This window comes from Paracoccus pantotrophus (assembly GCF_008824185.1).
Lineage (GTDB): Bacteria > Pseudomonadota > Alphaproteobacteria > Rhodobacterales > Rhodobacteraceae > Paracoccus > Paracoccus pantotrophus.
Map to the genome: position 1 here is coordinate 1,893,384 of NZ_CP044426.1, position 24,497 is coordinate 1,917,880.

22 protein-coding genes, 2 tRNA genes, 3 pseudogenes and 1 other annotated feature are annotated in these 24,497 nt (G+C 64.4%); of the genes and pseudogenes, 5 read left to right on the plus strand and 22 right to left on the minus strand.

Annotated features, from left to right (window positions below):
• Nucleotides 1-172: 172 nt before the first annotated feature.
• Nucleotides 173-1,426, minus strand: a complete 1,254-nt coding sequence (gene mtaB / locus ESD82_RS19820; RefSeq protein WP_147428263.1) for a tRNA (N(6)-L-threonylcarbamoyladenosine(37)-C(2))-methylthiotransferase MtaB — start codon at nt 1,424-1,426, stop codon at nt 173-175.
• A 5-nt stretch (nt 1,427-1,431) separates the two neighbouring features.
• On the minus strand, nt 1,432-2,259 hold the full coding sequence (dapF, locus tag ESD82_RS19825) for a diaminopimelate epimerase (RefSeq protein WP_024845361.1): 828 nt from the start codon (nt 2,257-2,259) through the stop codon (nt 1,432-1,434).
• Between the two features lie 97 nt (nt 2,260-2,356).
• Between dapF and ESD82_RS19830 the strand changes: the two genes are divergently transcribed.
• Nucleotides 2,357-2,432: transfer RNA gene (locus ESD82_RS19830), tRNA-Lys, on the plus strand.
• Nucleotides 2,433-2,989: 557 nt separating this feature from the next.
• Nucleotides 2,990-3,094, plus strand: a pseudogene (locus tag ESD82_RS22360) (integrase); the annotation flags it as partial.
• 259 nt (nt 3,095-3,353) lie between these two features.
• Here ESD82_RS22360 and tnpC read toward each other — a convergent pair.
• The 4 genes and pseudogenes from tnpC to ESD82_RS19860 all read right to left on the minus strand — a co-directional run.
• Nucleotides 3,354-4,538: pseudogene (gene tnpC, locus ESD82_RS19840) on the minus strand (IS66 family transposase); the annotation flags it as partial.
• Nucleotides 4,539-4,766: 228 nt separating this feature from the next.
• A complete protein-coding gene (locus tag ESD82_RS19850; RefSeq protein ID WP_024846203.1) occupies nt 4,767-5,756 on the minus strand; it encodes a tyrosine-type recombinase/integrase in 990 nt (329 codons plus the stop codon).
• A 66-nt stretch (nt 5,757-5,822) separates the two neighbouring features.
• Nucleotides 5,823-6,665, minus strand: a complete 843-nt coding sequence (locus ESD82_RS19855; protein ID WP_208852044.1) for a tyrosine-type recombinase/integrase — start codon at nt 6,663-6,665, stop codon at nt 5,823-5,825.
• Entirely contained in the window at nt 6,659-7,888 is a 1,230-nt protein-coding gene (locus tag ESD82_RS19860) for a tyrosine-type recombinase/integrase (protein ID WP_028710450.1), read from the minus strand. Before ESD82_RS19860 ends, ESD82_RS19855 begins: the two co-directional genes overlap by 7 nt.
• 460 nt (nt 7,889-8,348) lie before the next feature.
• Here ESD82_RS19860 and ESD82_RS19865 point away from each other — a divergent pair.
• Nucleotides 8,349-8,647, plus strand: a pseudogene (locus ESD82_RS19865) (transposase); the annotation flags it as partial.
• Nucleotides 8,561-8,659, plus strand: a sequence feature (AL1L pseudoknot). Its footprint overlaps the pseudogene before it by 87 nt.
• A 278-nt stretch (nt 8,660-8,937) precedes the next feature.
• Here the strand turns inward: ESD82_RS19865 and ESD82_RS19870 are convergent.
• Nucleotides 8,938-9,126, minus strand: a complete 189-nt coding sequence (locus ESD82_RS19870) for a hypothetical protein (protein ID WP_024845426.1) — start codon at nt 9,124-9,126, stop codon at nt 8,938-8,940.
• 50 nt (nt 9,127-9,176) lie between these two features.
• Here ESD82_RS19870 and ESD82_RS21900 point away from each other — a divergent pair, with 50 nt between their 5' ends.
• On the plus strand, nt 9,177-9,323 hold the full coding sequence (locus ESD82_RS21900) for a hypothetical protein (protein WP_167521793.1): 147 nt from the start codon (nt 9,177-9,179) through the stop codon (nt 9,321-9,323).
• A gap of 111 nt (nt 9,324-9,434) precedes the next feature.
• On the opposite strand, the gene ESD82_RS19875 is transcribed toward ESD82_RS21900, so the two are convergent.
• From ESD82_RS19875 to ESD82_RS19900, 7 genes are all read right to left on the minus strand, one after another.
• Nucleotides 9,435-9,818 (minus strand): DoxX family protein, encoded by a 384-nt coding sequence (locus tag ESD82_RS19875; RefSeq protein ID WP_024845427.1) that lies wholly within the window; start codon nt 9,816-9,818, stop codon nt 9,435-9,437.
• 136 nt (nt 9,819-9,954) lie between these two features.
• Nucleotides 9,955-10,215 (minus strand): hypothetical protein, encoded by a 261-nt coding sequence (locus ESD82_RS19880; protein ID WP_024845428.1) that lies wholly within the window; start codon nt 10,213-10,215, stop codon nt 9,955-9,957.
• A 627-nt stretch (nt 10,216-10,842) separates the two neighbouring features.
• Nucleotides 10,843-10,932, minus strand: a tRNA-Ser gene (locus ESD82_RS19885).
• A 179-nt stretch (nt 10,933-11,111) separates the two neighbouring features.
• A complete protein-coding gene (locus tag ESD82_RS19890; RefSeq protein ID WP_147427540.1) occupies nt 11,112-11,510 on the minus strand; it encodes a hypothetical protein in 399 nt (132 codons plus the stop codon).
• A gap of 142 nt (nt 11,511-11,652) precedes the next feature.
• A complete protein-coding gene (locus ESD82_RS21905) occupies nt 11,653-11,793 on the minus strand; it encodes a hypothetical protein (protein ID WP_167521794.1) in 141 nt (46 codons plus the stop codon).
• The gene (locus tag ESD82_RS19895) at nt 11,794-12,174 is read right to left on the minus strand and encodes a hypothetical protein (RefSeq protein WP_147427539.1); all 381 of its coding nucleotides are present in this window, start codon (nt 12,172-12,174) and stop codon (nt 11,794-11,796) included. It lies immediately after the preceding gene.
• Nucleotides 12,175-12,186: 12 nt separating this feature from the next.
• Complete coding sequence (locus tag ESD82_RS19900) at nt 12,187-12,819, minus strand: peptidoglycan recognition protein family protein (RefSeq protein ID WP_244314558.1); 633 nt, start codon at nt 12,817-12,819, stop codon at nt 12,187-12,189.
• A gap of 156 nt (nt 12,820-12,975) precedes the next feature.
• Here ESD82_RS19900 and ESD82_RS19905 point away from each other — a divergent pair, with 156 nt between their 5' ends.
• Nucleotides 12,976-13,182, plus strand: a complete 207-nt coding sequence (locus ESD82_RS19905; protein WP_147427538.1) for a hypothetical protein — start codon at nt 12,976-12,978, stop codon at nt 13,180-13,182.
• 9 nt (nt 13,183-13,191) lie between these two features.
• Here the strand turns inward: ESD82_RS19905 and ESD82_RS19910 are convergent, their stop codons facing one another.
• From ESD82_RS19910 to ESD82_RS19945, 8 genes are all read right to left on the minus strand, one after another.
• Nucleotides 13,192-13,470, minus strand: a complete 279-nt coding sequence (locus ESD82_RS19910) for a hypothetical protein (RefSeq protein ID WP_147427537.1) — start codon at nt 13,468-13,470, stop codon at nt 13,192-13,194.
• 87 nt (nt 13,471-13,557) lie between these two features.
• A complete protein-coding gene (locus ESD82_RS19915) occupies nt 13,558-14,280 on the minus strand; it encodes a hypothetical protein (RefSeq protein ID WP_147427536.1) in 723 nt (240 codons plus the stop codon).
• A 195-nt stretch (nt 14,281-14,475) separates the two neighbouring features.
• Nucleotides 14,476-18,654, minus strand: coding sequence for a hypothetical protein (locus tag ESD82_RS19920; RefSeq protein ID WP_147427535.1), 4,179 nt, complete (start codon nt 18,652-18,654; stop codon nt 14,476-14,478).
• Nucleotides 18,655-18,716: 62 nt separating this feature from the next.
• On the minus strand, nt 18,717-20,771 hold the full coding sequence (locus ESD82_RS19925) for a phage tail protein (protein WP_147427534.1): 2,055 nt from the start codon (nt 20,769-20,771) through the stop codon (nt 18,717-18,719).
• Nucleotides 20,772-21,143, minus strand: coding sequence for a DUF6950 family protein (locus ESD82_RS19930; RefSeq protein WP_147427533.1), 372 nt, complete (start codon nt 21,141-21,143; stop codon nt 20,772-20,774).
• Nucleotides 21,128-21,694, minus strand: a complete 567-nt coding sequence (locus ESD82_RS19935) for a hypothetical protein (protein ID WP_147427532.1) — start codon at nt 21,692-21,694, stop codon at nt 21,128-21,130. The genes ESD82_RS19930 and ESD82_RS19935 overlap by 16 nt, the downstream gene beginning before the upstream one ends.
• Complete coding sequence (locus ESD82_RS19940) at nt 21,691-22,371, minus strand: hypothetical protein (protein ID WP_028710585.1); 681 nt, start codon at nt 22,369-22,371, stop codon at nt 21,691-21,693. Before ESD82_RS19940 ends, ESD82_RS19935 begins: the two co-directional genes overlap by 4 nt.
• A 109-nt stretch (nt 22,372-22,480) precedes the next feature.
• On the minus strand, nt 22,481-24,478 hold the full coding sequence (locus ESD82_RS19945; protein ID WP_151208822.1) for a hypothetical protein: 1,998 nt from the start codon (nt 24,476-24,478) through the stop codon (nt 22,481-22,483).
• Nucleotides 24,479-24,497: the final 19 nt, after the last annotated feature.

The window sequence follows — 24,497 nt, forward strand, 5'->3', positions numbered from 1 at the left end:
TGCCGAAAATCCCGCCCCCGAACAGGGCAAATGCCCGCCAGGCCCGCACCCGCAATGGCGGCACCCCGCCCCGGCTTCTTTCTTGGTCAAATATCCTCGGGGGGAGTCCGGCGGCCGCAGGCCGGTGGACGGGGGGCAGACAGCCCCCGCGGCCACGCTGAAACGGCCGCCCTCAGGCCCTCAGCCGCTGCCCGTCATGGCCGGCGATGCGCAGCTCCACCAGCGTGCCCTCGGGCATGTCGCGGTCGAAGGCGACCTCGGTGAAATGCTCCGTCCGGCCCAGCCGCGGCCCCTCGGTCAGCACCATGCGCAGCGCGCCGAGCTCGGCCTCAAGATGCCGGGCCAGCGCCGCATCGCCCGCCGCCCGCAGCCGCGCCGCGCGCTCCCTGATCGCCGGGCCGGGCACGCGCGGCATCCGCGCCGCCGGCGTGCCCTTCCGCGCCGAATAGGGAAACACATGCAGGAAGGTCAGCCCGCAATCCTCGACCAGCTTCAGGCTGTTTTCAAACATCGCCTCGGTCTCGGTCGGGAAGCCGGCGATGATGTCGGCGCCGAAGACGATGCCGGGCCGCAGCTTGCGCGCCGCCTCGCAGAAACGGATGGCGTCGTCGCGCAGGTGGCGGCGCTTCATCCGCTTCAGGATCATGTCGTCGCCGGCCTGCAGCGACAGGTGCAGATGCGGCATCAGCCGCGGCTCGGTGGCGATGGCCAGCATCAGGTTTTCGTCCGCCTCGATCGAATCGATCGAGCTGATGCGCAGCCGCGGCAGATCCGGCACCAGCCGCAGGATACGCATGACCAGATCGCCCAGCCGCGGCTGCCCCGGCAGATCGGCGCCCCACGAGGTCAGGTCCACCCCGGTCAGCACCACCTCGTTGAAGCCGCGATCCCGCAGCCGCTTGATCTGGTCCACCACCACCCCCGCCGGCACCGAGCGCGAATTGCCCCTGCCGTAAGGAATGATGCAGAAGGTGCAGCGATGATCGCAGCCGTTCTGCACCTGCACATAGGCCCGATGCCGGCCGAAGCCGTCGATCAGGTGGCCCGCCGTCTCGCGCACCGACATGATGTCGTCGACCTGCACCCGCTCGGTCTCGCCGATCAGGTCGGGGGCCTGCATCGCGGCCCAGGTTGCCGGCTGCATCTTTTCGTGGTTGCCGATGACGCGGCTGACCTCGGCCATGGCGGCGAAGGTCTCGGGCTCGGTCTGGGCGGCGCAGCCGGTGACGATGACCGGGGCGCCGGGGTTCTCGCGCGCCAGCCGGCGGATCTCCTGCCGGGCCTTGCGCACCGCCTCGGCCGTCACCGCACAGGTGTTCACGATCACCGCGCCCTGCAGCCCGGCGGCCTCGGCCATCTCGCGCATGGCCTCGGTCTCATAGGCGTTCAGCCGGCAGCCGAGGGTGGCGAAAACCGGGGGCTTCAGATCCTTCATCCGCGCCAGACCCCGTCGAAGACATGCGCCGTCGGCCCGGTCATCCAGACCCCGTCCTCACGCCAGTCGATCTCCAGCTGCCCGCCCGGCACGTTGACCTTGACCCGCCGCCCGGTCAGCCCGCGCCGCGCCGCCGCCACCACCGCCGCGCATGAGCACGACCCCGAGGCCAGGGTGATGCCGGTGCCGCGTTCCCAGATGCGCAGCACGATCTCGTCCGGCGAGACGACCTGCACCAGCTCGACATTGGTCCGCTGCGGATAAAGCGGATGATGCTCATGCGCGGGCCCGAAGCGTTCCAGGTCCACCGCCGCCACATCGGGCACGAAGAAGGTCATGTGCGGATTGCCCATCCCCGTCGCCACCGGATCGCCTGGAATCGGCAGGTGCAGCGTATCGACATCCTCGGCCAGCGGGATCCCGGCCCAGCCCAGCACCGGCGCGCCCATGTTGACCCGCGTCAGCCGGTCCCCGGCATCCTCGGCCGCAAGCACCGCATGGTCGGTGGCGAGCCGCAGGGCCGAGGCGCCCGATTCGTCCATCAGGAAGCGCGCGACGCAGCGCGTGGCATTGCCGCAGGCGGCCGAGACCGAGCCGTCGGCGTTGAAGAACACCAGCCGCGCATCGGCATTCTCGCCGGGCAGGATGACGGCCATCTGGTCGAAACCGACACCGCGATGGCGGTCCGCGATCGCGGCCACGGTCGCGGCATCGGGCAGCGCGCCGGAGCGGCGGCTGTCGATCACCACGAAGTCGTTGCCGAGCCCGTGCATCTTCATGAAGGGCAGAGGGACGCTCTGGCCGGGGTTTTGCTGGTGTTCCATGGCGGTGACATACTCCTGCCGGAAAGATTCTGCCAGAGGCGGTGATTTTTCCGCTTGACCCTGTCAGCCGCCGACCGTAGTTAGCCCCCCGTGCGATGGGCCCGTAGCTCAGTTGGTAGAGCAACTGACTTTTAATCAGTGGGTCACAGGTTCGAATCCTGTCGGGCTCACCACTGAACTTCCTGTGTCAGGTGACATGCGAGTTGTCCATTTGTGACAGCTTTTTGTCCATTTTTGACAGATCTTCTGTCCATCGCAGCGGAATCTTATAGTTCGGTGCGGCAGTCGGCTGCGGCAAACGTGGCAGAGCCTTCGCAGCACCAGTCTGAGGTAGCCGTTCAACCGAGGTGCAGCAAGCTATCTCGCCCCGACGTCACAAAGGGCAACGAGTCGACACTCGCTGCGGATCACCCGCAGAGGGTTGACGTTTTCAGGAAAAAGAAGGATTCAGAAAGCAGTACTGGGTCTTTCTGAGATCCGTGACGGGGTTCGGCGGTGCAAACGTCTAGCCCCGTTTTCTTTTCCGAGCGGCGATGGCCACCTCGAAAGTTCCGTTGTTTTAATGGGAAGTCAGGTCACGCTCGGTCCTCCCCATTCGAATAGACGCCGGGCCAGAGCTCATCGACAGTCGAATCGAGTTCAGATGCCACATATTCGGCGACACGGCGTGAGCGGCGCTTGCCGGTCAGCACGATGGACACAATCGGTCCAGTAATGTGCAGATCATTTTGCCATTCAGCTTCTGAAGGGCCACACCAAAATGGACAGTACAGTTCGATACCTCGGCGTCGACTTTGACAATGCGTTGACACTGTCAGAGGGGATAGACCTGTAGTCCGGAAGCTGGCCGGTTGGAAATCTGTCGACTGGCCCATGGTCGCCGGTCGGGATCGCCCCAGTGCCGCAGTGCGGCTTTCCGGAAGCTACCGTTCGACTCATCACGAGGCACTATCGTACCGGTTTCCATCCGAGACCCGTTGGCCGGCTCCAGCACCACGCTCATTGCGGCGAAGAAGTTGGGCTGGCAGGCAATCGGCATCGAAAGCGATGCCGGTCGAGGAGGAAAGTAAGCGGCGGCTACGCCCCACACACTTTTAGCTTGCTGGCTTGAAGTTCCAAGGCAGCAGATCGTCGATTCTTGCCTGCGGGTGACCGGCGGCCACGGCCTGCAAGGTTGCCTTCAGATAGGCAAAGGGCTCGACGCCGTTGATCTTCGCGGTGGCGATCAGGGATGCGATGCATGCCCAGGATCTTCCGCCCTCGTCATGACCGGCGAAGAGTGCATTCTTGCGGGTCAGAGCGATCGGTCGAATTAGGTTCTCGACGCTGTTGGAGTCGATCTCGACACGGCCGTCGCGCAGGAAGGTCTGCAACCCGTCCCAGTGGCGGTGGATATAGGCCAGCTTCTCGCCGAGGCGCGACTTCATCGATATGCGCCGACACTGCGGCTGCAGCCACTCGCCGAAGGCGGCGACCAGCGGCGCACTGCGCGCTTGGCGGGCCGACAGGCGTTGGCCGGGGCCCATGCCGCGGATCTCGGCCTCGATCCGGTAAAGCTCGGCGATCCGGCGCAGCCCCTCGGCTGCGATCTGGGAGCCGTCGCGATCAACGATTTCCTTCAGCTTGCGCCGGGCATGCGCCCAGCAATGGGCGACGGTGATCGGCGCGCCGCCTGTCCGGGATGGGCGCGTCAGGCGGTTGTAGCCGGTATAGCCATCCAGCTGCAGGATGCCGTCAAAGCCCTGCAGAATGCGCTCTGCATTCTCGCCCCCACGGTCCGGCGCATAGGTGAAGACCACACCAGGCGGATCTCCCCCGCCCCATGAGCGGTCATCGCGCGCCAGGGCCCAGAGATAGCCCGTCTTCGTCCGCCCCCGGCCGGGGTCGAGCACAGGGGCCGGTGTCTCGTCCATGAACAGCTTGGTCGACGTCTTCAGGTGCTCGGCCAGTCGATCGACCACCGGACCGAGGTGGAAGGCGGCGCTGCCGACCCAATCGGCCAGCGTGCTGCGATGCAGCTCGACCCCGGCCCGGGCGAGGATCTGGCTCTGGCGATACAATGGCAGATGGTCCGCGTATTTGCTGACCAGGACATATGCGAGGGCGCCCTCGGTGGGCAGGCCGCCCTCGATCAGGTGTGCGGGCGCCGGTGCCTGAGACACCCCCTCGCCACATCGGCGGCACGCATATTTGGGCCGGACGGTGACGATGACCCGCAGCTGTGCCGGCACGATGTCCAGCCGCTCGGTCCGGTCTTCGCCGATGTGGTGCATCTCACCGCAGCCAGCCGGTCGGCGCGCTTCGAGCGGAACACGAAGATCGTGCCGGTGAAGGGGTCTTCCGCCAGCATCGACTGCGCCAGCGCCGCTAACCCGTCATGCCCCTTGCGGTTATGTGGTGCACCACATAATCGTAACTATGCGGCGATCATGATTATGCGGAGTCGCGGACGCTGACGGGCGCATTTCCGGGCCTCACGACATCTGTCGACTCCACATAACAATACGCTATCGCGCAGCGAGCATCGCGATCAATTTGTCCGGCGGGCGGAATTTGCCTGGCTTGATGCCGAGCGGCGCCAAAGCGTCGATCATCTCGAGTTTTTCGGCCGGGTCAGCGCGCAAGTAGATCTCGGTGCTCTGGAGAGTGGCATGACCGAGCCACAGCGCTACCTTGCGGATATCCCGGGTGGCCTGAAGCATGTGCATCGCGCAGCTATGACGCAGAACATGAGGCGATATTGGCTTGGCGGCAAGCGAGGGCACGACCTTCGCCGCAACCGCGGCGTGCTTTGTCAGGATATATTCGAAGCCGGCGCGCGTCATCGCCCGGCCGGCCTTGTTGAGGAAGAGCGCGGTGTCGCCATCCTTGGGTCTGACCGCGACCCAGGCCCGGATCGCGGCGGCGGTCTCCTGCCAGAGCGGCAGCACGCGCTCCCGCCGTCCCTTCCCGATAATATGGATGCTGGCCGGCGACCGTCCGTCGAACTGGTCGAGGGCGAGACCAACAAGTTCGGAAACGCGCAGCCCGCCGGCGAAGGCGAGATGCAGCATGGCCCGATCGCGAATGCCCGATGGTGTCCGCCGGTCCGGTGCGTCGAGCAGCGCTTGAACTTCGGCGCGCGAAAGGGAAGCGACCAGCGCCTCGTCGACCTTCTTCATGGGAATGGCGTGCACCCGAAGGGCCTGATCGAGAACCGCGGGGACGCGGTGCTCGAGATAGCGGAAGAAGGACTTCACGGCCGCCAGCCTTGCGTTGCGCGAACGGGCCTTGTTGCCGCGCGCCTCCTCGACATGTTCGAGGAAGGCAAGGATCATCGGCACGTCGAGATCCTCGATCTGCAGCAGGCAAGGCCTCTTGCGCAATCGTCGCGCGGCGAACGTCACCAGCAGCTGGAAGCTATAGGCATAGGCATCGCAGGTATGCACGCTGGCGCGTCGTTCGCGGGGAAGGTGTTCGCGAAGGAACGCGGTGAGATGCGGGGCGAGTTGGGTCATGCCGGCACTTCCCGATGCAAGGCCTCGCCGGCTGCCGCCATGTGCGCCATCAGCTCGGGCGTCGCCTCAAGATACCAGTAAGTATCGGTCACATGGGCGTGCCCCAGATAGGTGCTCAGGGCGGTGATATGCCGTGCTACCGCCTGGGCATCGTGCGCACAGCGTTCGAGAGCGAACGGCGAATGTGTGGCGAAGATCGTGGAGACGTGGTCCTTGCGATCCTGGAGCGCCGCGCAAGCCGATCGATCGAATGATTTGCAGGAAGACAGTTATCACTGTCGGATAGGCGGGCGGCGTTCCCTGATGCGAAATGAAGAGTGCATCGCTCTGGCTCGAGGCCTTCAGGCGAGTGGCGAAGTATCCGTCCAATGCGCGCCGGGTCGTTGAATGGAGCGGCAGCAACCGGCTCTTTTTGAACTTGGTCTGGGCAATGATTAGCCCATCGTCGATCACGTCCGGCAGCCGAATGGCAAGCGCCTCCGAAACGCGCATGCCGGTCGCCGCGATCAGCCCGAACATCGTGGCGTAGGTGATCGGTCGGATCGAACCGTCGGGACCAAGGCGATGCGCGGCATCGATCAACCGTCGGATATCCCTGGGATCGTAGATATAGGGTGTGCGGCGCCGGTGACTGGCGCGGCCGAAGAGGTCAGCCGAGGGCACCTCGTGGCGCGGATCTTCGGCATGCAGCGCGATCGCGAAGCGGCGCACTGTCAGCAGACGGTTGCGTCGTTGCTCGGGCGATGGTGCCTGCAGTGCCCACTCGCGCACGGTCGCCGTCGTGACGACACGCTCCCCGCGATGCTCGGCGAAGGCGACAAAGTTGCGCAGGAGGATGCCCGGGGTCCGGAACTTGAATCCCAGTGCACGGTGCAGCGCTGCATGATCGGTGAGGAGCTGACTCAGCATGCCAGCTCTCCCGGCCAGGGCTGGGCAATCTGCTCCAGCATCGCAATGTCGACCTTGGCGTAATGCGCGGTCATATCGAGCGAACGGTGACGCAGCACCGTGCCGACAGCCTCGAGCGTGGCGCCCGAGCGCAGCATCGAGGTCGCCGCGGAGTGGCGCAGCAGGCTGGCTCCGGTCGACGGAGCATCGGAAATGCCCGCCCGCTTCAGCGCCAGTGCTACGATCGTGGAGACGTGGCTGGACTGCGAGAATGATCGGTAGGGTGCGACCATCATGAGAAAGACCGCCTCCTGATCCACGCGCGGCCGTTCCAGCTCGATGTAGGCGAGGATCGCATCGCCGACGTCCTGCGGGAGCGGCAACCGAACCTGCCGGCGCGCTTTGCCACTCAAGCGCAGCATGCCAGACGTCCAATCGAGATCGCTGAGTCTGAGTCCAGCGACATCCCCGGCCCGCAGCCCCAGGCGTGCGAGCAGGAGCAGGATCGCACGGTCCCGTAGGCGCCCCCTGGTAAGTTGATCGCAGGATGCAACGACGCGTTCGAGATCGGCGGCAGCAAGATACCGCGGCAAAGACGAAAGGCGCCATTGCACGACCGGCGGGATGGCGTGATCGAGGTTGGGGCGACAGAGGCCGGCACCCGCGAGGAAACGGAGATAGCTGCGCAAGGTGCTCGTTATGGTCCGCAGGTCCGCCGGTCCGGTTCGCTCGCGCCACTCGCGGACAACATTGCGGACGAGGGCGGCATCATAGTCGTGGGTCGCCGTGCCGAGTTCCGGCAACAACTTATGCAGGTGGCGAAGATGGCGGGCGATCGTCCGTTCCGACAGTCCCCGGTGGATGCGCAACCAGTTCCGATAATCGTCAAGCAGGGGATATGACGAGGCGACCTTCACGGATGGTCGCGCGACACCTTTCCTTTGCAGGAAAACAACGAACCGCCCGGCGCGGCGCGAATACTTTGGTGAAACACGCAGCCATCGCCGCCCACCAGGACATCGACACCGATGTTCGGCAAAGCGACGAACGACATCGTCACCAATATCATCGATCGCGATACCTGCGCTACCAAGCCAAGCCGCAAAATGACGCGCCGAGGCCGTGTAGCCTTCAATCGTCAGCGGCGTATATCTCTGAGCGGCAAGGTCGGCCGCGAACTGATCGATCCACGACGACAACGGTCCCGGATCGAGGAACCAGTGATTACGATTATTGGCATCCATCTTTGCTCTCCTCACGATATTGAACCATCGCGAGGGAGCATAGTTATGCGGAGCGAAAGCCTGCTCTCGGGCTACTTAGGTATCTGTAAAAAAGCCCTAATCTATCGATCGGCAACGCCAACTCCGCATAATCATGGTCGCCGCATAGTTCCTGAAGTCCACCGGCTTGGTCGCCACCAGGATCCGCATGCCCTGAGACGGCATCAGCATCCGGCGGCTCCAAGAGCACGAACGATCTCGGCCAGCCGAACCGCAGGCGTGTCCGCGGCCAGCTCGAGCCTCACCTCGCCGATTACGATCCGGATCTGCTCTTCAGCCGGCCGCCTGTCGCAGGAAGGGGGTGCTGGCGCCGGATCGCAAACCACCAGCGGTGCAAAAACCGGCGCGTCAGGTGCTATAGCTGGCAGCACCAGCTTGCCCTGCTTGGCCAACCGCCGCCACGCAGACAGCTGGTTCGGCTGAGGGGCAGCATGGATCGCGCTGGCAGGCGGTCCTGTCGATTTCCGCGAAGATCGGTTGCGCGCCCCAGACCCTGAACGAGTGGGTCAAGAAGGCCGAGGTCGACAGCGGCAAGCGCGCGGGCATTCCGACCGATATGGCCGAGAAGATGAAGGCGCTGGAGCGGGAGAACCGCGAGTTGCGTCAGGCGAATGAGATCCTTCGTAAGGCGAGCGCGTATTTTGCGATGGCGGAGCTCGACCGCCGGTCGAAGTGATGGTCGGGTTCATCGACGATCAGCGTGGTGAACATGGGGTCGATAGCCGGGCCCCTCGTTGATACGCATCTCGCTCACGCCAGCGCCAACCGGCTTCACGTCTCAGGGGTTTCCGAACCGCAGCCGCTGGATGCGGCTGGCAATCTTCTGCTTGGCCCGTGTATCGCGAAGGGCAAGCAGCCATTCCCGGAAGGTGTCTGTCTGGCGGATCTCGATCATGATTGTATGTAGCTTACAGGCTACACGAAATTAAGGGCAGCAGGATGGTGCCTTGGCTGCCGCTTTCGAGGGGGCCAGCGCCAATGCATGGTAGCGGGGATGGATCGCGGCAGTGTCACCCATGGAGCAAGCGGTCAGCGGCCTCGCGAAGAACGCGCGCCACCTCGGGGTGCGAGACGGCCGCCTTGTCCTGGTAGGATCGGGCAGTCTCATGCTCGCGCCCCGGCCGCAGCAACGGCGAACTCAGGAGCAAGTCCATCACGAACGCCCGGAGCGCCTCACCACGTTTGTCGTTGCTTTCCATCGTTTCATCCCTCTCCGAACTCTGCCCGATCCTGCCCCACGGCTGGTGTGATGTGCAGGCAGCGGAAGGGCGAGACATTTTCAACGGATCTGGGGGATTTCGAAGCTTCGGTGTCGGGGAATACCTTGCTTTCAGTGTTCGCCTTCCCGCCGCTGACGCCCGTCGCGTTGGCGGTCATCACCGCGGGCGTGGTCTGAACGCTCCACTGACAGGGGTTGCTGCGGCCTGGTTGATCCCGCCTTGGGTTATGGCGTTGCGCCCCCAGCGCGTCTAATCGCGCCGGAGACGGGATGCTTCAGCAGAGCTTCTCAGCGGCCCGTGATCCGGTCTATGGACAGCGCCCCGGCACCGGTGGTCACGAGCAACAGGAAAACGAAGCAGAACAGGATGGCTGCATCGCCGCCGTTGGCCACGGGGAATACGCTCTTCGGGGCATGCGCCATCCAATAGGCGAAGGCCATGTGCCCGGACAGGACGAATGCCACCGGCCGGGTGAACAGGCCGAGGATGATCAGTGCGCCGCCGATAACCTCCAGCAGCCCGGAGACGAGCGACAGCATGCCGAGGGTCTCGGGGCCGGGGATGGGGATGCCGAACAGCTTCTGGGTTCCATGCTCGAAATAGAGCAGTCCGGCGACGATGCGCAGGGCCCCGATTGCATAGGGCTGTAGCGCCGAAAGCTTGTCAGTCATTACCGTCCCTCATCTTTGGGTTGATGCTGCGGACAGTGGATGGCCGCCTTCGTCAGAATGCAAGCAGGATGAAAGGCGGAGCGCAAAGCAATCGCATTGATCTTCGAGGGGCGCTGCGAGGCAAAGCCGCACGGTTTCAAGCCGTATCGGGCTCATCAGCCCTCATGGCCACCCCAGGCCCCGCCGCGACCTGCCCGCTTTCGAGGAACTGCACGCCCTGGGCCTCAAGGGCCTTGCGGATGGCTTCCTCGTTCTCCCGGCTTAGAGCTTTTGTGCGACCACTCTCGAAGGAGCGCAGCGTGTCATGTGATACGGCAGCCGCAGCCGCAAGGTCAGCAGCCTTCCAATCAATGAGCATGCGGGCGGCCTTGCAGACCTTCCTGTCAAGAACGGGCATAAACACTCCTTGTGTATATTAATACACGCATGTGTTGACATGCCGTGTGTCATGCTGTACATACCATGTGTAGCGGGGCGGTAAATAGATCCGCCGTCCAGAGTGCTCTCGCGCATTCGCGACAACGGTCAGCCTCAGCATCGGCACGGGGCAATGCTCTTGATCCATGCCGGATCGACGCCCCTGCGACATTCGCGACACCTGCGACAAACACGCCCTTTGTCGCGGGTGTCGCAATGTCGCAGCTTCCGTTTCCCGGCAGCCTCACACGGAAAAATCGCAACCGAATAGCAGCACGTTGCGATTCCTGGCCGTCGCAAAGACCCAGCCAGAGAGCCCTTTCTGACGACCCGAGGGCCGAGAACTGCGGAATAGCGAAAATCGCAGGAGGGCGCATGTCGGTCGCTACCGCTTTTTTTGTCACCCTACCAGTGTCCAAGATGAGCGTTCTGGATGGCGACCTTGGCTTGGTTATGGTCGCGCCCCATCTCTAATCCATCCCAGGGCGTGGCCTATCCGCATCACTCACGGCCGCAATCGGTAGCAGCCAACCGCAAATATAAAGGCGGGCGTGATGGCGGTTGTATCGCTTGAATGGAAATTTTTCTTATAAATATCAATGGAGTGTGGCGGAGACGAAGGGATTCGAACCCTCGAGACGGTTTCCCGCCTGCACCCTTAGCAGGGGTGTGCCTTCGACCACTCGGCCACGTCTCCGCCGCCCCGTATATGGGTCAAGCGCCAAGGAAACAAGGGGTTTTTAGATTGATCGTGCAGCAATGGCGGCAAGCTGCGTTTTCCCGGATTTTCGCGGAACTTCCCGAGAACTGCACGTGATTCTCGTGCAAAATCCGTGCAAGGCGTTCTGGGGTTGTTCACTGCGGCGGGCGGCCCGCTCAGTCGCTCGGCCGAGACCGCTGCCACGGGTCCAGCGGTTTGGGATACCGTGTCACATGCGGATGGTGGGCCGCGCAGCCCTTGCACACCGCTCGACCGCAGAACGCCCAGTAATCGATGCCCTCGGGCAAGTCCTGGGGATAGAACGTCTGATCGCGTTTGCACCGCCAGCATGTGACGACGACGTGTGTGGTGCCGGGCTCGAATAGCAGTTCTGTCATGGCGATTCCCTTCCGCCGCCATGAGAACAGAAAGTGAACGATGGAGTCCAGATGGCAGGGAACAAATCCGCCCTGGTCCGGGTTTCCCTGCGCCGCCGCCGCGAAGGTGGCGCCGACCGCAAGGCCGGCGACCGGGGACGCGGCCAGCGCGGTGTCATAAGGCGTTCGGTACGTCATTAAAGCCCTTTCGCATTGCAGAATCTGACCAAATCGACAGGTTGCAGCAATTCGCCTGATGGACGATATGCACGCCGTGGTTAAACGGTTATGATGTTACTCTCCTTGATCGGGCGGGCCCTCGGGTCCGCCCGCTGTGGTTTCAGCTCCCTGCCCGCTTGCACGGTCCAACCGGCACCCCCATCGCCTGCGCGGTGATCAGCGCGGCCGCCGCGAAGGCGGCGCCGACCGCAAGGCCGGCGACCAGAGACGCGGCCAGCGCGGCCTCATAGGGCGAGCGCACCTACCTGCCCCCTGCCCGCTTGATCGCCTCGCCGATCTGCTTGCCCGCGTCGAACGCCGTCCTCCCGTCCTCGATGGCCTGCACCACCTGCGCCTCCTTGGAGAGGTTGATGGTATAGGGCCGCGCCAGCCCAGAACGCTGCTGTGCGACGATCAGCGCATAGATGGGCGCCAGCGCCACCATGGCGCTGTGGATCTGATCGGGCGTCCAGCCGAAGATTTGGCCCAGCACAGCCGAGATGGCGGCCGCGACCGGCTCCTGGCCGGCATCGGTGAATGCGCGCACGATCACGTCGATCAGCGTCAGCACAGCCGGGACGATGCCCAGCCAGAAGCTGCGCGTCTTGGCGATGAAAATCGGGGCGATGGTTTTGACATCCATGGATGATGCTCCTCAGTAGGTGGAAAGCTCGCGCGCGACCAGATCGCGCAGACGGTCGCCGACGGTGATCGGATCGGCCGGCGCCGACATGCCGGGCAACACGGTGATGTCCCACTTGCTGCGCTGCACCACGCCGAGCGTGGGCTGCACCTCGGCATGCGACAGCGTGGACCATCGCGAGACCGGGATGTCATAGGTCCGGCACAGCCGCGCGGTTTCGCGCGCGAGGGCCGAGACCTGCGCCGGCGTGATCGGCGCCTTGCCCCAGGCAAACGGCCGCTCCTGGGCCCCGGCCATGGCGCAGATCGACAGCCCGATGGCGCCGCCATTGGCGTTGAGCGTGTGCGAGCGCGAGGTGGTCGGATCGACCGGCCAGCGGATCTTGCCGTCACCGCTGATCAGCGCGTGATAGGACCGCAGGTCCACGGCGTTCGGGTTGTAGCCGCCCGCGGTCCAGTGCCAGTGGATGCGCGTGATCCCCGTCGGATGCTGGAACGGCAAGCCCCGCGCCCGCTGCGCCTCGATGGCGTCGGCATAGGCGGCGCGGGTGCGCGGCCCGTCGATTCCGTCGATCGGTCCGGGCCAAAAGCCCAGGGCGGCGCAGCGCGCCTGCCGCGCGCGCACCGCGTTCATGACTGCTGTCATGTCGGTTCTCCAATGAAAAAGCCCCGCGCGAGGCGGGGCGATGTGGTAGACTTGAGTGTCCGCATATCGTGACGGCTGCGGGCGGGGCCTCCGCCGCGTGCGCAACACTGGGCGGAGGCCTTGCAGGCGCAGCCGCGGTCGCGCACATAGGCCGCCATGAAAGCGACGCATGACGAATCCACCTTCACGCTGACCGGCGAGATCTGGTCGGCCACCTATCCCCTGGACGAGCTGCCGAAATGGCTGCGGTGGTATCGCAGCCGCAAGGCGCGGTTCCCGAAGGCCGGGAACAGCTACGACGCGACCATCGCCGCGCTGGAGGGACTGGCGGCAGAGCTGGGCGTTACTGTTGACGAAGGTTGACCTAGCGCATCACGGATGCACACCGCGCTCGATCCGCGATTCGATCTTCCGCAGGCTGTCGAGGATCAGCACCATCCGCTCATCCTGTCGGGCGGTGGCCGTCTCCAAAGCCCGGATGCGCGCCTCATTGGCAGCCGCCATTGCCCTGACCGACGAAAGCTCAGCCGCCATATTGTCGGATCGCCCGGACAGATTGCCCCAAGCAACCGCGACGCTGACAATCATCCCGAGCGCGACAAGCATGTTGCCCGCGCTGATCCTGTTATCTACCGACGGCACGATGCCCATCTCCCATCCTCATATATTTCGCGCCGCCGGCGCATAAAAAAACCCGCCGAAGCGGGAACTCTCGAGCGAGCATATTTTTTTAGGCAATCAACTATTGCGCCCAAGAACCCTCGCAAGAAAAGGGACCGATGCGAGCTTATCCAATGCTCGACGCCAAATAGACTTCTTCGACACCACCCCATTCCATCGTTTCCCAAAAGATATCCAAATAGTGCGCTCTGATTTGTAATCGTCTTTCTTGGGAAGTGGCCCCACTATAATACCATTCTGGAACTGCTGTATTTTCACCCCACGGCGCAGTTTCCCGGCGAAACCGCCATCCGGTATCCTTTGCCCTATCCATTCCCACTGTCCTGGATTTCGCAGCCACGCTTCTGCAACGCCACTATAAGGCGGGCAATAATTATCAGGCAAATTTAGCTTTTTCCTTACCTCGTTCGCGTCACGAAAGACTTTTGGGGCAATAAGATCAGTGATAGCCAAAACCTGTCGGTTATTTTGATCCGATGGAAGCTGAAAAATTTCATCGAGGTCCTCCAGCCACATCACATTAGCGTTCTCATGGCGGAACAAGGATACCCGCCCAGCAGAACGGGCGGGACCGCGAGGCTCTCCTATCCCATGATTTTGGGCTACCTCATACGCCCTTTCGAATGGAGGATATACTCGATTCTTCCCGCGCAGAAACTGATCAATCCGCCTAAGCAGAAAGCACATAAGAAACCCAACCCAAAAACTCGTTATTGCCACATCAACGATTTGGGGAGTTGTCCCCAAAATGGTTGCAACTTTGCTATTCAGCAGGTCCATGAACTTTCCAATCCACTGAGAAAAACGCGCCAAGATATCGATGACCCCCAAAAGGGCCGCGACCTTCTCAACCGTAAGTTGGTTCCAGCGGATATGCATACATCCGCATATGCTACCAAGCCGGTGATTCTGCGAGTCTTATTTTCCTCGCCGGTCGCCGAACACGGAAACCACCATCTGCCTTCAGACATGCCGTTACTCCATCCCCACGATCACACCGTTGAGCACGGTGATGGTCTGATCGCCAACGATAAACGTCCCCGACGCCCCGAGCTGGCCCTCCATCGAGATCGGCCCCAAGTCGGTGGGGAACAGCCGCTTCGCCGCCGGCGTCCGAATACGGTCCGATCCGCTCGCCACCACCATGCCCGCGTCACCGTTCGGCCCAAGCCGCAGGGCCGCCTGCGATGCCTGAGGGTAGAGCGGCGACGGCGAAACCATGCCCCAATAAATCCTGACCTCGGACTGCCCCAGCGGGCGGAGCGGGTCGAGATAGACCAGGGCGCTGTGGGTGTTGTCCGGCCAGGCCGTCGCGTCGCCATCGAGCGACGCCAGCACCTTGCTGCCGCGGCACACCATGGCGCCCCAGCGCGGCGAATTGAACGACTGCGACAGGGCGCCATCGAACCGCATCCCGTCCGCGTGGCCCAGCACCATATGCGTCGCCGACCCGCCGAAATTGTTTTCGGCCTGGCCGCAGCCATGCAGCTTCGGATTGGCAAAATCGAGCAGGGATGCGCTGTCCACGACCATCTGCACGCTGGCGTTGAGGTGCCACTTGGTGCTTTCGCAGCGCAGGTTGGCAAATCCCACATTATCCGTCCGCTCCGTGATCTCGGGATAGTTGCCGATCAGGAGTTGCGGCGAGAACACCAGCAGCGCATCCGTCACGTCCTGGGCGGGCGCATGCGCCACGGTGATCGTATCGCCGCTATGGGCGGTGATCACCGTGGTCAGGGTGCCGTTGGTCGCGGGCATGTTGGCGGCCCGCGCCCCGACCAGCGTCACGGGACGGCCAACCAGACTGTCCGAGATGGCCGCTCGCATCGTCCAGGTGGTGCCCGCCGTCGAGACGCGCATCGACTCGAAGCTGGCCACGACGTCATCCACATTGGCCGCCGGGGAGGTCTCCAGCGTGATCTGCGTCGGGCTGTCCACGCTGGCGATGATCGACCAGTGGCCCATGCGGACCCCCTGATCCACCGGGCCGGCGCCGGCCAGGCAGAAGAACTTCCCGACATGGCTGGCATCGAACACCGGTTGCGTCGCCAACACCACGGGGCCGTCATTCGAGAACCGCACTGCGGCGGGCATATGGCCCGTCGCACCGCCGAACTCCGTCGGCTGATAGCCGCCCCAGAACAGGTCGAGGTTGTCGAGATCCCCGTTCTGGACGGACTCGACGTGAACCTCGGTGTTATAGAGCTGCGTGACCCTGAACGCGCGGAGGCTGGGCTTGGACACCTTCGAGACATAGAGCCCGACAGGATCGGTGGCCATGTTGCCCTCGCCCCGGATGCGCACCGAGCCCTCGATCTTCGGGAACCACCCCAGATGGCTGCGCTGCATCCAGCGGAATACCGCCTTTGGCACCGGATAGGTGATGCTGTGGGCGGCATAGTGACCGCTGGTCCGCACCGCGGCGCGGGCGATCCAGTTCTTCAGCGCGAACTCGGTGTTGTCGAACCGCATCGTCGCGCTGCCGGCGCTGGCGGCATCATAGAGCGTGTCCGCGAACGCCTCGCTGAACAGTTCGTCGTTGATCGCGAGCCGCGCCGGCGGATAGTCCAGCAGCGCCTGCCTGATGCCGCCGGCGGTCCAGTATGTGATCCAGTCGTCATGCATCTGCTGGATGGCGGCAGTGACCCGCGTCTCGTTTTGCGCGTCGATGCTCCCGGCCAGCGCCGCCCCGCGGTCGTCGGCGTGCAGGTAGTCCATCAGATCCCACCGGCCGGCATCCCGGCGGATGGCGCGGGCCTCGATCTGGGTCAGCGCGGTCTGGACGCTGCGTCCCGGCGTGGTGGTGCCGACCTGATCGGCCTGCGTCGCCGTGCCGGCCCGCCGCGACCAGTTGCCGGCATAGGTCGCGCCGCCGCCGTCGACCAGGGCGGTCAGCAGGTCGCCGGGTGCGAAGATCACGCCATCGACGGTGCCGGGGGCGGTCACATTCCACTGGTCGCCACCCGCGACCGGGCTGGCATCGGGACGCGTGGCCGGGAATGAGGCTGTGCCAGCATCCCAGTCGCCGACGACACGCGTGCCGGAAAGCAGTCCCTCGACCACCTCGGCCAGATCATCGAGGTCGGCCTGTGCTGCCTTGGTCGCCAGGCCGGCATTGGTCGCATCGATGGCGTCGTAGACCGGGTCCAGATCGACGTTTCCGAGATCCGAGAACCCAGGGCCGGTCACCAGGCGGCCAGCGCTCAGGCTGTTGATCGAGACGATATATTTCTTGCCTTGCCGAATGGTGCCGGCGGGCAAAACCGATCCGTCAACATCGTAGAGCGTCCGGGTCACGCCATCGAGGGTGATCGTCGGGTTCGGCTGGGTATTCGTTCCCGGCGCGATGAAGGTGATGGTCCCGACATTCGAAAGCGCGACCTGCGGCATGCCGGACGGCCATGCGAGGTTGATGGCATTGCCGCTGCCGGAGGCGGAGAACCTGAACAGCACGGCGTCGCGCGCTTTCTGGCGGTCGATGATGTCGGCCGAGGCGCGCCACGCCATGTCGCCCAGATCGCGCTTTGCGACATCCGCCCCGACGATCCGCCAGTGATCGCCCCAATCGCGGAAGTGATACGGCCGCCCCAGCCGCAGCGCCTGGGCTTGCAGCTCATCCCCCACCTGGTCGCGCACCGGCCGTGCGGGGCCGCCGTCGATGGAAAGGGTGACCGGCCCGGTATTGGTCCCGACAGCCGTGAGCACCACCTCGTCGAACGGCTCGACCGTCAGGCCAAGCGCGGCCAGGGCGCTGTCGACCTGTGCCGTGATCTGATCCGCACCCGACACCGACCCCAGACGGATCGCCCCTGCCCTGTGGGCAGCGGTGCGGATATCGCGCACCGACGATCCGCCAAATTCCAGCACCCAGTTGGGGCCGCTGCGGCGGGCGGCATAGGACCAGTTGTTGCGGATGTCCGCAGCCGTGAGGGCGCCGCCCGCCGCGCTGAGCAGCGGGCGCGGTTCGTCGCCGGCGACATGCAGCGTGACAGGTCCGGTATTGGTCGCCACCGCCCTGAACTTGACCGTGGACAGGGTGCCGACGCTGACCCCCATGTTGACGGCGGACAGCGCGATATTGGCCGTGATGTCGTTCGGGGTGCCCGCGACATCCACCAGCTGGATGATGCCGGAATCGCGGGTCAGGCTGGCGACAGGGGCCCGGTCCGGTATGCGCAGCACGGCGCCCCAGCGCGGGCCGGAGGGGAATTCGGCCTCGGGGAACAGCGGATCATCCGCCGTCGCCGAGGCGCCGCGCACCACCAGGTAGCTGTCCTCGCGGGTGCTGATCAGGCCCAACGCCGAAGGCAGCGCGGCCTGACCGGCGGAAACGGCTGCGGCACGGCTGGCGAACTGCTTGCCGGCGCCCGGAAGGTCGGCCTTGCCGGCCAGTTCGGCGCGGGTCGCGTCGCCCGTCGCCACACGCCAGATCGCCCCGCGGCGGTCGATGGTATAGGCGCGACCCACGACGAAGAAGCCCGCGGGCAGGCGGGCGCCGTCGGCGGTGCGCACGATCCGCGGCTCGTCTCCAGCGACATGCAGCGTCACGTCCGTTTCGGCATCGTTGGTATTGGTCGCGGCAGGGATGTAGCGAACCGACAGGCTGCCCGTGACCGTGACGCCGGCGGCGACGGCTGGGGCCGCAAGGTCGGCGGTGATCGCATTGCCGGTGCCGCCGATATTGACCAGCGGGATGATCGAGCCAGCCTCCAGCGAGCCCCGCAGGCCGTTGATGTCGGAAGCACCAACCGATTCCGACAGCCGGATGATCGCGGGATCGTTGGTGTAGATGTAGCCCGTATAGCGGAAACCGCCCACCAGGTCGCTGGGCTGGAGGTCGCCGCCATTCCTGCGACGAATCGTGTAAGGGGTGCCGCCGATGCTGATAACGGGGTCGCCTTCGGTGTTGGAGAACGGCCAGCGGAAGCGCAGCAGCTGACCCGCATTGAGCGAGATGTGGGCCTGCGCGGCCGGGACGGTCGCCACCACCAGCTGCGCCGTGCTCGCCTCGGTATCGGTCTGCAGGGCAAGGACGTCGCCAAGGTTGCTGGCGGCCACGATCCCATCGACAGACGCCCATAGGTTGCGAACGTCTGCCTTATCGACGGGCTGGCCGTTCACATAGGTCGTGTTCGCATCGCTCGCGTATGACATGCATGCCTCACATGGAAAAGCGGCCCCAGAGGACCGCTACTGTTTGCTGGATTTGCGCTTGATCAGGCGGGATAGTTGCCGACTTCGACCGGGTCGGACGCGACCTGGGATTGGTTTTCGGAGCGCAGCCAGAACCGCGCACCGGAAGGCGGAATGGAGGCCGTCATCGTCACCTGCGAAGACTGGTCGAAGGACCATTTGACCAGCGTTGCGGAGCCGAAGGGCGCCCCGGACGCGGCGCGATAAAGCCCGGTGCGGTGGTAGTTCGCGCCGAGGTCTACCCTGAAGGTGACGATCAGGTTGTCTCCCGCGCTGCCGCTGGCGGATATGACGACAGGCTCATCCGGCGGGTTACCGTTGGCCACGACGTCAACCCCGGTCACGACAACCGGGACGGACAGCATCTGCAGCTCGCGGCCACTGGACCCGTTGCTGTAGCGGCCGAAGAAGACCCGGAAATCGTATTCGGACAGGTCGCCCAGTGGCATCGTCCTGAACGAAAACCCGTTTCCGGACGTGCCCTCGCTGATCATGTCGGTCCAGGACACCAGGCTCCCCGTCCGACGATATTGCGCGATCAGCCGATCACCGCGTTGCGCCGCAAGCGTTCCCTCGATCCGGATATAAACCGGCCCGTCGTCGGTAATCAGGGTCACGCCGGAAATCGCCACATCTCGCGTCGCGACGCCCCGGTCTATATCGGTGAGGATGGCCGGCGGTTCCCCCTCCTCGCTCGCCGTCCAATCGAATGACGCTGGCTCGGCCTCGATCAGATCGACCGTGATATTGCTCCCGTCGAAGGCCAGGCCGTCGATCCAGAACGGCACCGATGCCAGGCCCAGCCGCGGCAGGTTGACGGCCACCACGCGCTCTCCGATCAGCCGCAGGCCAAAAGCCCTCAACTTGATGGACATGCGACGATCCGGGTTCATCCGTGCCAGCATTTGCTTGCAGACATGAGCGGCCTGACCGTGATGTTGCACCGCCAGCAGATCCACGCTTTTTGGCTGTCCCTCGCCCCAACGCGCGATCGCATCGGCATCGTCGACGGGATCGGCCGAGGTTTCCCGCCACCGCACCTGCGGCGCGACATAGGTCGGCACCAGGGTCGTCACCCGGTTGATGCGCTCGGTCCCGGCTCCATATTCCATTTCGACTATATGGCGCTCCTCGATGGTGATGCTCGGCGCCCGCCAGACGCCCGCTTCGACGGCGAGCTTGCCTTCCGGCGTGATCCAAGCCCGGCCGCCCATGGCATCCAGGAGCTTCTGCGCCGTATCCTTGATCGGATCGGACAGCGCGTAGCTGATGCCGGACTGGTAGCGGCTGCGCGTGCCGCCATCCGTCGGGACCAAGGCACTGCAATCGGTTCGGGCGATGGCGAGCAGACTCACATCGATGTCGGCTGGAGCCAAAGCGCCATAGACCGGGTTGGTCAGGATATCGGACAGGTGCACTGCTGGATTGCGGCCATTGACGGTCGAGCCATCCAGAACCCAATAGGCACCTGCCCCATCGATCAGCGCCGAGACCTCTGGCTCGCCGCCGGAATAAACCTCGGCGATATCCTCGCCGCCCACCGCATCGAAGGTGGCCAGGATCGTGCCGACGCCGCGCAGGCGATGCGCCTCGGTCCATTGCGAGGGGAAGGCTGCGCGAAGGTCGGCATAGTCGCCGCCGTCCCATTGATCGCCCTGGATGCCTTTCCGCCAGCGGAGACGGATATTGCCCTTGTTCCACGGTGCCGTGGTGACATAGCCGTTGGCATCGACCTCGACGGGCTCGCCGTCCAGATACCATTGCTGGACATTGCTCATCCCGCCTTGGGCTACCGCGAGCAGCTTGAACAGGCGGCGTTCACCGCCGACATAGGCCCAGTCCCAGAACATGACCGCGCCGCTGGACCGGACGCGGCCGAGATGCCGGATGCGCTGCGCATTGCTGGACCGCAACTCGGTTTGCAACTCTTGCGGTCGAGGCCCTTTCGGAGCCATGATCTTGGCGACGGCCATGTTGATCGCGACGCCAACCGCGAACTTCAGCAGGGCCGCACCCACGGCGCCGGCCGCGCTGGCTCCCGTCCAGACGGCAGCGAGCCATCCTCCTACTGCTGGCATTCAATCACCCCAGATTGCGATTGCCCTGGCGCGCACCATGGCAACGCCGCGGGGCGTCCTGATCAGCCAATGGCTGCCGGACCAGATGGCAGAGACCTGACGGCCCCGGAATTCGATGACGCCGATATCGCCCTCGGCCGGGGCATCCTTGCGCGGCAGCGGGATTTCCGGGCTGACCAGCGCGACCAGATCACCACCCACCAGCGCGTCGGCATCCTCCTCGCTGCGGCACCTGCCGCGATACCGGGCGGCGAAATCCACGCCCCAGCGCACCAGCCCCCAATCCGCGACCCAGAAGGTGCAGTTCTCGGCGGCCCAGTCCCAGGGCCGCGCGGCGGTGGCCCCGACAAAGGCCGCTAGCCGATCAGCCATCCCTTGATCTTCTTGCCGACCAGAGAAGCCGCATACTGGCAACCGAGGTCGCCAGGGTGGCGGCGCTGCTGGTCGCGGTCGGTATATTCGCCGAGGGGCGTGTAATTCCGGGTGGCGGCGATGGTCTCGGCACGGATGCGGATTTCGGCCAGGCCGACATTCTCGCGCGGCTTCACATCGACGATCCGGCCGACATGCATCACGATGGCATCGTCAGGGAAACCCCGCACCGCCCAGAGCTGGCGCACCAGCTTGTCCGACCATGAGGCCGGGTTGTTCAGCGCCTCATAGGCCAGGTCAGCGCCTTCCTTGTTTCCCACGTTCCAGACCGTGTAATAGGCCGGGTTGGCGTCGAATGGATTGGCCGACAGGCTGAGCGGGTCGGCGCCGATCCAGCCCATCGAGGGCTGCCAGATCTGGCCGGCAAAGGTCAGCGGCACCTCGGTTTCGTTAAGGTAATACTGCACCGACCCGAAATTGAGATGGAACAGTCGGACCAGCGGCACCACCTCGGGGTCGCTTTCGAGGAAAGCGGCAAGCTCTGGGCTCATCTGTCGAACGCCTCGATGAAGGAAATGGTGATGCTCTGGCCCCATTTGAGCATCTCACGGGTGCGCTGGCCCTGCATGTCGTCGACAAAGCGGCCGAAGAAGCGCGGCGGATTGGTGGTCAGGGCGGTTCCCGCAGCAATGGGGCGCCGGGCGGACGGCTCGAACTTTACCCATCCGGCAGAATTGCGTCGCACAACCCGGTAGAGGAAGCCATTGACCGAGAACATGTCGCCGATGCGCAGGGAGGGCCGCACCGGGTTGGTCAGGTCCACATAAAGCTCATTGTCCCCGGCCGCGACCACAGCCGAGGTCAGCAGCGGTTGCGTGCCCGCTGCCGGGTCGGTGAAGCCGGTTCCGTCGCTGAACCATGTTCCATCGCTGAACGGGGTCTGCACGGGGCTCACGCGCGGGCCATATTTGTAGGGATCGCAGATGCAGAGGTTCGCCACGTTGTAGCGGCCGCGCATTTCCGAGACCAAGGCCTCCAGCTCCTTGACCCTGGTCCCGTCGAAATCCCGCGGGATCGTGATATCCACCCGCCAGGCGCCCATGCTCGGCGCGAGAACCTGCGCGACGCCCGCGAGATTGGCGCCGGCGTCGCGCGAGGTCCACTGGATGAAATAGCTGACATCCATCGGCCGGGTCAGGCTGCACGGCCAGGCGATCACTTCGGGCATCAGGTATACCGTTCGTTATAGCTGGGCATGTGCTTTTGCAGCATGGGCAGGAAATTCCTCTCGTATTCCTGCCGGGCTGCGGCCATGGTCGTCGCCAGCTCGGCCTGCGTCACACCGGGCGCGATGCTGATGTTCGGAGCGAAGGTGGCGTTGACTGATCCCCCCCTTTCGTAGCGCCCCGCAACGCCGCCTGCGCCTGCGCGACGTTCAGAACAGCGCCGTTGACCGACGGCACGAACAGCTCCGGGCCCTTCTCGCCTACGCCATAGACGCTGCCAGCCTGAACGCCGCCGCCATTGGCGCGGAAGCCGCTGATGCCGCGTAGCGCGCTGGAAAGCGCATCGCTGCCGACGACCTGCTGCCCGCCGCCGAAAAAGGACTGGACAAGACCGCCCCAAAACCCACCACCGCCGCCGAACTGCCCCATCAGCGCATTGCGGATGCCGCTGTTGATGATGTCCGCCGCGATCTGCTTGAAAACCTGCGCCAGACCGTCGCGAAGGCTTTCGCCAGCCACCAGCGCGCCTGCGAAGGCGTCGGCGATGCCGTCAACGGCCTGGTCGAACTGTTCCTGCGCAAGCTCCGCCTTTTCTAGCTCGGCCGTCAGATGCCCGACCTGCGCCGCCTGCGCCTCGATGCGCGCGTTCATCTCGTCGTTGACCGGGATGCCCGCTTTCTTCGCGGCGTCCAGCATCGCCCAGCGGGCCTCGGCCGTCGCGACCTCCCGATTGGATTTGCCCAGCAGTTCGATCTGGCGCTCAAGCTGCTGAATGTCGCGGGCCGCCGATTCGAAGATATCGACCGGCTCTTTGCCGCGGCCACCGCCTCCGCGCTTGCGACCGCCGCCACTGCGCCGGGCCGCTGCCCGCTCTGCGGCCTTAGCGGCTTCTTCCTGGGCTTTTACCTGTGCCTGCCATTGACGGTCAAAATCCGTCTGCTGCGGAATGTTCATGCCGCCAGCAGTCGCCGTCAGCACCCGCCCCGACGACGCAGAGAACGGGTCCAGCGCGCCGACGCCACCAAGCCCGGCCGCTTTGTTTTGCGCCGCAATCGCTGCCCCGACCGCCGCCGCCGCCCGGCCAGCCGCAGCCGCCGCACCGTCCATATTCGCTGCAAGGTTCGCCGCCGCTGCCGCCCATGTATCGGTTGCAACCGCGCCAGCCTCTGCCGCGCCCGTGGCATCAGCGGCGGCCTTGTGCGCGTCACCATAACCAGCTGCCAGGTCGTTCGTCTGTCGGATCAAGTCGTCAACCGCCACGCCCTGCTCGAGCAGGGATGCGCGGTTAGCCTCCAGCCAGTCATGCACTGCCAGCCAGGCCTGCGCCTGCTGCTCCGGCCCCTGCGCGCTGGAAACCCCATCCATCAGGTTCTGGTATTGCAGGGCCTGCGCTGCCGTGAACCCGAATTGCTGCTCAAGATCACGCAACAGGCGGATATATTCATCGTGGCTGATGACCCCGGCATCAACCGCCTGTTTCAGGCTATCAAACCGGGTCACCATGTCAGTGAGGTCAGCCGTGGCGCCGATAGCCTTCTCAATCGAGGCGCCCATAGCCTCCAGCTCCTGCCGAGCAATCGCCAGCTGGTTCTGGAACACGCGCCCCATCTCATCCGCGAGGGCGCCATACTTTTCGATCAGCTGATCTATTGGCATGGCCGCGTTTTGCTGGGCCTCTCGAAGTATTTCCAAGCCCTCGACCAGCCCCTTGACGGCCTTGTCCAGATCGACGGCTTCTTCCTCCATGTTGATCAGCGAGGCGACGAATGGGATGCCCAAGCCGGCCACCAAGCCAAGAGCCGCTCCAAGCGCACCGAAGCCGCCGAGAAGCTGCGGCATCTGCTGGGCCAGCGCGCGGGATGCTGACGTGCCGCCCTGGATTTGCACGATCACGTCTTGCAGCTGGAACGAGACGTTCTGCAACTGACCTCGGACCTGATTCGACATTCCAGAGGTCGATCTGGCGATGCCCGAGTTGGATTTCACAAACGCTTGCTCTGCGGTCTTTGCCGACTTGATCGCGCGCGCCTCGATCCGGGCCAGTTGCTGCAAGAACTTCTGTTCGGTCAACCCGATAGGAAGTTCAAGACCCGCCTCAGCTTCTGCCATCGTTCCACCTCTCACCTAG